This window comes from Nostoc sp. CHAB 5715, from assembly GCF_020829685.1.
Classification (GTDB): Bacteria; Cyanobacteriota; Cyanobacteriia; order Cyanobacteriales; family Nostocaceae; genus Nostoc.
In genome coordinates this window covers 1-5,209 of the sequence record NZ_JAIVFR010000541.1, presented here as the reverse complement: position 1 = coordinate 5,209, position 5,209 = coordinate 1, and the positions used below count along the sequence as shown (strand labels likewise).

Annotated in this window: 5 protein-coding genes; 4 read left to right on the top strand and 1 reads right to left on the bottom strand. The window is 42.8% G+C overall.

The genetic code is table 11. The features are described from left to right. On the bottom strand, positions 1-832 hold an 832-nt coding region (locus tag LC574_RS25515; RefSeq protein ID WP_229456336.1), incomplete at its 3' end, for a GAF domain-containing protein. A gap of 111 nt (positions 833-943) precedes the next feature. On the opposite strand from LC574_RS25515, the gene LC574_RS25510 reads away from it, so the two are divergent. From LC574_RS25510 to LC574_RS25495, 4 genes are all read left to right on the top strand, one after another. Further along, positions 944-1,081, top strand: coding sequence for a hypothetical protein (locus LC574_RS25510; RefSeq protein WP_229456335.1), 138 nt, complete (start codon positions 944-946; stop codon positions 1,079-1,081). A 579-nt stretch (positions 1,082-1,660) separates the two neighbouring features. Beyond that, positions 1,661-2,854 (top strand): DegT/DnrJ/EryC1/StrS aminotransferase family protein, encoded by a 1,194-nt coding sequence (locus LC574_RS25505; protein ID WP_229456334.1) that lies wholly within the window; start codon positions 1,661-1,663, stop codon positions 2,852-2,854. 237 nt (positions 2,855-3,091) lie between these two features. Next, positions 3,092-3,928: a cyanoexosortase B gene (crtB, locus tag LC574_RS25500; protein ID WP_368736734.1), complete on the top strand. Its 837-nt coding sequence runs from the start codon at positions 3,092-3,094 to the stop codon at positions 3,926-3,928. A gap of 257 nt (positions 3,929-4,185) precedes the next feature. Then, positions 4,186-4,908, top strand: a complete 723-nt coding sequence (locus tag LC574_RS25495; RefSeq protein ID WP_229456332.1) for a cyanoexosortase B system-associated protein — start codon at positions 4,186-4,188, stop codon at positions 4,906-4,908. Positions 4,909-5,209: the final 301 nt, after the last annotated feature.

Sequence of the window (5,209 nt, the reverse complement as noted above, 5' to 3'; positions counted from 1 at the left end):
CACTGTGTTGGATAATTTCCAAATATTCTCTCTGCTTAGTCGTCAAAGGCCCATAAATCTCACGTCCTAAAACACTAGCCATACCGAGTACAGATGTTAAGGGCGTGCGTAACTCTTGAGTTAGCTGATCCAAAAGTTCCAGTTTCAGTTCCTTGGTAGAAACAGAGCCGCTATCTGTAGTGGCTGGGGTGATTTTAATTTCAGTATTCCGTTCGTCATTGATTAAAAACATCGGAGCGATCGCGGGAGTGCTTGATTCGAGTCTCCGTTGCAGGAGTCGGTTACGTTCAAATTCACTCATGCTCCAACGAGCTATGATTTGTAAAAACTCAATGTCTCGGTTTGTAAAATTGCGCGGCACTAAATCCATCACCGCCAATGCACCCAAACAATGCCCCTCAGCATCAATCAGTGGCGCTCCTAAGTAAGCACGAATACCATAATCCTGCACCAATTTGCTGCTAGCAAGTACTGGGTCTGTCAGGTTCTGGGTATCATTAATTACAAATACTTGAAGACTCTCTACTACTTGAGTGCAAAAGGATTCCCGGCGTGACAGTTGGCGGCTTTGTGCCAAATGATTCATTAGCCCCAGCCTAGATAAGCCCACCGCCGACTTGAACCAGTGGCGTTCTTGATCCACAAATCCCAATATGGAAATTGGTGCTTCCAAAAAGTGGGCAGCAGTTTGTGTGGCCTCTTCAAAAACCGGAATCGTCTCTGGTTGCCGCAAACCTAAATCTGACAAAGCTTTGAGGCGTTGTTGTTCTCTTGATTCATGAGAGTCCCAACCATCCTTTAGGGCAAATAATTTGTTTTCAGGCTCTACCATTGCCACTGCTACCTTAATAATTTCTCGATACTGTAATTGATATAAGCCCTATTTCTGGGTTATCAATTGCTATTTTAAGCATTCCCTAATTTTGCCTCTGACAAACAAATTTTGAGCAAAAATTTTTTATCTCTTACATTAAGCAGGCGACGCGGTATCCACAAGTTACTAGTTACTGGTGCTGAATATTCTTTATCTAGCGCTGGTGTAGCCTTTATTGCTTGGGATTTTACAGTTAGACTGCGTTAGATTTGGATTCAGTCAGGGTAAGCTAATGCTAAGGATACAATACAAAGGGGCTGTCATTCTTTATGTACAGAAGAAAAAATTCTGACTGGTATCTTCAAAGTGAATTTACTTACGATTATTTTAAGTGTGTAATTTTTATAGCAAATATTACTTGTGACCGCTAGCATTAACCCTCTTCCATCAGTCTTGGAGAAAGCAATCGCTGCAAGGCTTATGAGACTTCGATTTTCAGGTTTTAGCAACATTTTTGAATTTCTATTAGAAAATAAAGCTTCAAACCTTGTAGGACTTACGCAAAAATTGCTAAAAAGCTTAATTTATCGAACCGCCAAGACGCCAAGAGCGCCGAGAATTCGTAGAGTGTGCGTAAGTCCTACCTTGATTGAGTAATAGTTTCAGTTTCCCGCTTCGATTATTGTTTTCTGAGAGTGATGAAAGAGCGTTAATGGCTGACAATGCTAGATAGTTTCTATAAGTCTCAATCCAATAGATTAAACCTATTACAATTTCATGCTGAAAATTGTGCAGGCTTTTTTATTTTTTCCATCCGAGGAAATATTTTTTTGAGGACAATTGGTAATGAATCAAGTGACCATTAGAGTTCCTTTTGTAGACCTGAAGTTTCAACACGAACCAATTCAAACGCAATTGCAACATGCAATCCAATCTGTATTGGAACAGGGAGATTTTATTTTAGGGCAAGCAGTCTCAGATTTTGAAGCAGCATTTGCGGCAGCGTCTGGGGCAGCTTATGGAGTTGGTGTTGCATCAGGAACAGATGCGATCGCTCTCGGATTGCAAGCGTGTAATATTGGTGCTGGTGATGAAGTAATTTTACCAGCAAACACTTTTATCGCAACTTTGATTGGAGTACAACGGGCTGGCGCGAAGCCAATTCTGGTAGATTGCGATCGCCAAACAGCTTTAATTGACTTAAAAGAAGCAGCAAAGGCAATTACGCCTCAGACTAAAGCAATTATCCCTGTGCATCTCTATGGTCAAATGGTATCACCACATGAACTATTGAACTTTGCCGATACCTACAAACTACTAATTTTTGAAGATGCGGCACAAGCACACCTCGCCCAAAGAGACGGATATCACGCTGGTTCAGTCGGAATAGCAGCAGCTTTTAGTTTCTATCCCAGCAAAAATTTGGGAGCATTTGGGGATGGAGGAATGCTGCTAACACGAGATTCAGATGTAGCCCAGAAGATAATGCGCTTGCGAAATTATGGTGCATCGCAAAAGTATTTTCATACTGAACCAGGTACAAATAGCCGCTTGGATACTTTACAAGCAGCAGTCTTGCACCAAAAACTACCATATTTGTCACAGTGGAATCGCGATCGCTTGACTATCGCCCAGCAGTATGATAATGAACTAGCACCCTCGGCAACTGCTGGTATTATCCCTATAGAAAACCAAAGTGATACAGGTCATGTGTATCATCTTTATGTGATTAGAGTTGATGATTCTTGCCCCATAGAACGCCAGCAACTCCAGGAAAAACTCACAGCAGTAGGAATTCAAACTGGTATTCACTACCCAATTCCTTGTCATCTCCAACCAGCGTTCACCAACTTAGGCTATCAGCCGGGAGATTTTCCCCAAGCAGAAAAACTGTCAAAAGAAATATTATCATTACCGATGTATCCCGGTTTGAGCAGTAGCCAAGTTAAAGAAGTTGTAGCAGCGATCGCTCATGCAGTCTCAACTTCTAAAGCAGAAGCAAAAGAGGGAGTGGGGAGTAGGGAGTGGGTAGTAGGGTAATAGGGGAATGAGGAATACTCCTACTTAGAACAAAGCAACTGAATTTATTCATGGGCTTCCCCATTCCCCAATCCCCAATCCCCATTCCCCACTCCCCACTCCCCAATCCCCCTTCCCCCTTTCCCCTTTCCCCCTCCCCACTCCCCCTAAATACTGAGAGTTTTTTAATTACTGAAAATCATTGTACTCCCCCCACAGGTTTAAAAAAGAAACGTCTCAGGCTTATTAAAACTAGCTATTCTAGGCGTTTTGCTGCTGCTTTATGCTCCTATATTGCTACATTGGTTGGATGGTTGGCTGAACAAAAATATCAGTACAGAACACGAATATTTCAGCCACGGGATTATTGGTTTACCATTTGCGGCTTATCTGGGCTGGATGAACCGGAAAAAGTGGAAACGTTTACCAGATACTATCCATCCTTTGAGCGCTGTTTTGTTGTTATTCGGGGCAGTGTTTTATCTTAGTGGTGTTACAGAGTGGGTTAACCTTTCCTTACCAGTTATACTAGCAGGATTATGCTTGTGGTTTAAGGGAATAGCAGGTTTGCGATCGCAAGGATTCCCCCTGCTACTAGTATTTTTGGCAACCCCAACGGCAGTACCCTATCTCATTGCTCCCTATACCTTGCCTCTCCAAAGCTTCATCGCTGGCACAGCAGGCTTTATACTGAATCAATTTGGTATGGACGTAACCGTAGATGAAATCAATCTCTACGTGGGAGGACGGATTGTAGAAGTTGCCCCCTATTGTGCAGGGCTGAAAATGTTGTTCACGACTCTCTACGTCGGCTTGATGCTGCTTTATTGGACAGACGCTTTGTCTTCACGGCGCACAGTTATAGCGTTTTTATCACTTGCTGCGATCGTTAGTACTTGTGCCAATATCATTCGTAATACTTTACTGACCTTCTTTCACGGCACAGGTCAAGAAGGGGCTTTTAAATGGCTGCATGACGGTTGGGGTGGTGATCTCTACTCTGCTTGTATGCTGGTGTCGTTAGTGCCCTTACTCAATTGGATTAATAGCTATTTTTCAGCATCAGAAACTCAACAAGAAGAGGAAAGTCATTAGTCATTGGGCATTGGGCATTGGGCATTGGGCATTGGGCATTGGGCATTGGGCATTGGGCATTGGGCATTGGGCATTGGGCATTGGGCATTGGGCATTGGGTATTGGGCATTGGTTATTAATTCTTGTCCCTCATCCCCCTCATCTCCCTCATCCCCCTCATCCCCCTCACTCCCCTGCTTCTCTACTAATAAATATTACTGAACTCATGGTGTGATTTTATAAAGTAAAATTTTGCCTAAGTATCATAAATTTTACTGATGATTTCCTTCTCCAAGTTTTTTAAGGAAAACCAATTGAGTCAGGTAGCAGCACTTTTGTTATTGCTACTCTTGTTGGCAATAGGAGGGGTTCCCGGATACCTGACAGGACACTGGCAATGGAAACAGCCGCCACCTGTTACTACCCTCAAGGAGTTAAGACAGATCCGTAAGACTGGGTTAGCCCTTCCTGGTTGGCAAACTATTGAACAAGCACAACAGCAAATTGGCGAACATGAATGGTCTTTGCAGGTACTTAAAAAGGAAGGTTCCGAATCCCAGGCAATCTTGCTTTTACTGCCGCAAAATGGGCCTATGGATCAACCAGAGGTAGAGTGGACAGACGTTAACGGCTGGGGAAGATCACGCTGGGGAAAGTGGGATATAGCTCAATATCGTTCTGCTGAATTTACTGTAAAACCGCCTGCAAAGTTGACATCTAAGGTTGAAACAAAAGTAAAAGCTAGGTTCTTTCGCGCCGTTACACCACAGCAAACCTTCGCTGTGTTGCAATGGTACGCTATGCCAGACGGCGGAAATCCATCACCTTTCCACTGGTTCTTGGCGGATCAATTGGCCCAGTGGCGTAAGCAACGCACTCCTTGGGTGGGCGTGAGTATTTTGATTCCAATGGAACCTTTGGGGCAGGTAGAAACATCTTGGCCTTTAGCACAGTCTATTGGAGAAACAGTGCAAGCTAAATTGATGGCAGACCCTTTGTAGAGTCTGTTACAGATGCATTTGTGCAGAGATTCTTCAGTTGTATCTTTACAATCACGTTTAGGTTAAAAATATGAAGTTATAAATTAGAATTGGTAAATTTTTTCTACTTTTTGTTGGTAAAATACTCGCAGATAAAAGAGACGTTTAGGATATTTTTAGAGTAAAATTACCACTCGGCGCGACTAATTTTTAACCTAAACTTGATTGTAAAGATACAACTGAAGAATCTCTGCACAAATGCATCTGTAACAGACTCTACAAAGGGTCTGCCATCAATTTAGCTTGCACTGTTTCTCCAATA

What these genes read in the sequence shown, in the direction of transcription:
- LC574_RS25505 (WP_229456334.1), top strand. Translation starts at nt 1,661, where the DNA reads ATGAATCAAGTGACCATTAGAGTTCCTTTTGTAGACCTGAAGTTTCAA.
- LC574_RS25495 (WP_229456332.1), top strand. Translation starts at nt 4,186, where the DNA reads ATGATTTCCTTCTCCAAGTTTTTTAAGGAAAACCAATTGAGTCAGGTA.